This window comes from Stenotrophomonas sp. 3diitr2024 (genome assembly GCF_042136455.1).
In the GTDB taxonomy this organism is placed as follows: domain Bacteria; phylum Pseudomonadota; class Gammaproteobacteria; order Xanthomonadales; family Xanthomonadaceae; genus Stenotrophomonas; species Stenotrophomonas sepilia.
The window spans coordinates 1-2,212 of record NZ_JBHHMJ010000306.1; the positions used below are offsets into that span (position 1 = coordinate 1).

A 2,212-nucleotide genomic window follows, 5' to 3' on the forward strand; every position below is an offset into this window, starting at 1 on the left:
CGCTACGAACATGCCAGCCCCGAACAGGCCCTTCAGCTGGGCCAGCGTGCTGGCCTGACCTCGCTGGAAGCCGCCACCCGCCAACGCCTGGCCACGCCGGTCACCTCGCCCTGAACTCTGCTGTCGCCACGCTCCGCGCCGGTGGCGTGATCGCCTATCCGACCGAAGCGGTCTGGGGCCTGGGCTGCGATCCGTCACATGAAGCCGCGGTGCACGCGGTGCTGCGGCTGAAACAGCGCCCGATCGAGAAGGGCATGATCCTGGTCGCCGCCGAACTGTCGCAGCTGGAGGGCTGGGTCCGCCTGCAGGCGCTGCCCGACGCCCGCCAGCGCGCGGTGCTGGCCAGCTGGCCGGGCGCCAACACCTGGATCCTGCCGGCCGGTCCGCGCGCCCAACCGTGGGTCACCGGTGAACACAGCGGCATCGCCGTACGCATCAGCGCCCACCCACTGGTCGCCGCCCTGTGCCGCGCCTGGGGCGGGCCGCTGGTCTCCACCAGCGCCAACCTGGCAGGTGAACCGCCGGCACGCAGTCGCGCCGAGCTGGATCCGCGCCTGCTGCGCCTGCTCGATGGCCTGCTCGATGGCGAGACCGGTGGCCTGGCCCAACCGACCCCGATCCGCGACGCGCTCAGCGGCAACGTGCTGCGCTCCTGAGCGGACGATTGCACTGCCACGCACAATCACGCACCCTGCCGCCATGAACCTGCTGCGCACCGCCTTGGGCCTGTGCCTGCTGCTGCCATGGACCGCACCGGCCGCAGAGGACGTGCGCGTCTATCGCTGCGTCGCCAGCAATGGCGCCGTGGCCCTGCAGGACAGGCCCTGCAGCAGCGGCCGGCAGGAAGTGCGCGACCTGCAGCGCCCGCGCGACCCGACGCCACGGGTGGTGCGCAGCGATGCGACGCCCGCGCCTCCCGACGAGGTTCCGGTGATGCGCGATCGCGAAGTCCGCCACGTCTACATCCAGCCGCCACAGCCGTTGTACGAATGCGTGAGCGACGACGGTCGCCGCTATACCAGCGACAACAACGAGGGCAATCCGCGCTGGGTACCGTTGTGGACCAGCGTCTGGCTTCCGCACGGGCACCACGGCCCGGTCCATCCCGGCCCACGCCCGGCCTTCGGCACGCCGGTCGGCACCCCCATCGGTGAAGGAACCGGCTACCGGCCGCCCGCGGTGGGTGTCGGTGTGCAGGTTCCGGCCGGCAGCGTGCTGGTCCGCGACAGCTGCCATGCGCTGCCGCCGCAGGAAGTCTGCGCGCGCCTGCGCGACCGCCGCTGGGAACTGGACCGCCGCTACAACAGTGCGCTGCAGAGCGAGCGTACTGCCATCAGCAACGAACAGCGTGGCATCGACGCACGCCTGTCGCGGGACTGCGACCGCTGAGCGCAGCACCTGCCGTGGCATGTACGCTGTGCGCATGAAGAACCTGATCTGGCTGGCCCTGGGCCTGTTCGCCGGCAACGCAGTGGCCGACGACGGGGTGATCTACCGCTGCACCTCCAGCAACAGCGATGTGCCCACCCTGCAACGTACGCCCTGCCCTGCCGGCAGCAAGCAGCAGGTGGTGCGGATTCCGGCCGCTGCCAGTGCGTCGCCCACGCCGACCCCTGTGCCGTCGCCACCCGAACCGGCGGCGGCGGGTATGCCGCCGGCTTCCGCGCCCAGCCCCCGCCGCCCCGGCGAAGGACGCACGATCATGGAAGCCGGCATGGTCGAACGCGAAGGCGGCGATCTGATACTCGACAGTGCATCGCTGCCACGCCAGGCTGATGCCGCGCCGGACAGCAATGCGCCGCCGAAGCCGCCGCTGCCGCCCATCTTCCAGTGCACCGACAGCCAGGGCGGTGGCTACCTGCACGAATACGAAGCTGCCCCCGGCCGCTGCGAACTGATGACCGTGCAGGGCCTGGGCGGCGCCACACCGGTCAATGCTGCAGGCTGCGAAGTGGTGCGCGACCGCTGCGAGGAACTGCCGGAAGCGCAGCGCTGCAGCAGCTGGCAGCAACGCTTCCGCGACGCACGTGGCCGCGAGCGGTTCGCCTCGCCGGAGAACCGCGACAAGGCCCGCGGGGAACGCGAACGGTTGCAGGGCGTGCTGGAGGCCAGCAACTGCCCGGTACCGGGGTGACTGCCATGCGGTAGTGCCGGCCGCCGGCCGGCAACTGCAATCACCTGAAGATCCCGTGGTTGCCGGCCAGCGGCCGGC

At 71.3% G+C, this 2,212-nt stretch carries 3 protein-coding genes; all 3 read left to right on the forward strand.

Annotated elements, in window-relative coordinates:
• The first annotated feature begins 146 nt into the window (after positions 1-146).
• Genes ABGA94_RS07060 through ABGA94_RS07070 form a run of 3 tightly spaced genes read left to right on the forward strand, consistent with a single transcriptional unit; the run spans position 147 to position 2,134 of the window.
• Complete coding sequence (locus ABGA94_RS07060) at positions 147-656, forward strand: Sua5/YciO/YrdC/YwlC family protein (RefSeq protein WP_375366823.1); 510 nt, start codon at positions 147-149, stop codon at positions 654-656.
• 43 nt (positions 657-699) lie between these two features.
• The gene (locus tag ABGA94_RS07065) at positions 700-1,389 is read left to right on the forward strand and encodes a hypothetical protein (RefSeq protein WP_065196854.1); all 690 of its coding nucleotides are present in this window, start codon (positions 700-702) and stop codon (positions 1,387-1,389) included.
• Positions 1,390-1,423: 34 nt separating this feature from the next.
• Positions 1,424-2,134 (forward strand): hypothetical protein, encoded by a 711-nt coding sequence (locus ABGA94_RS07070; RefSeq protein ID WP_065196880.1) that lies wholly within the window; start codon positions 1,424-1,426, stop codon positions 2,132-2,134.
• Positions 2,135-2,212: the final 78 nt, after the last annotated feature.